Here is a 310-nt window from a genome sequence, read left to right on the forward strand (position 1 = left end):
GGCCCGAGCCCCTGGTCCCCGGTTGTTGGCCAACCCACGGAAGGCGGACGGAGCATGGACGGCGTTCACACCCCGCAGACGACGGCGGGCTTCGGAGAACTGCTCAGGATCCGGCGCGAGCGCATCGGCCTGACCCAGCAGGTGCTCGCCGATCACGCGACCCTGAGCGTCCGGGCGATCCGCGACATGGAGAGCGGACGGGTGCAGCGCCCCCGGCAGGAGACGGTCCGGCTGCTGGCCGACGCGCTGCGGCTGGAGGGCCGCAGCCGCTCGGTGTTCGAGGCGGCCGCGCGCCGCCGGGCGTCCGCCC

General features: G+C 75.2%; 1 protein-coding gene. It reads left to right on the forward strand.

The window, feature by feature from the left end; translation table 11 throughout:
* Window positions 1-54: 54 nt before the first annotated feature.
* Window positions 55-310: helix-turn-helix domain-containing protein (locus ABD308_RS16625; RefSeq protein ID WP_344334963.1), on the forward strand; the 256-nt coding region annotated here is incomplete at its 3' end.

The organism is Kitasatospora putterlickiae, from assembly GCF_039527695.1.
Classification (GTDB): domain Bacteria; phylum Actinomycetota; class Actinomycetes; order Streptomycetales; family Streptomycetaceae; genus Kitasatospora; species Kitasatospora putterlickiae.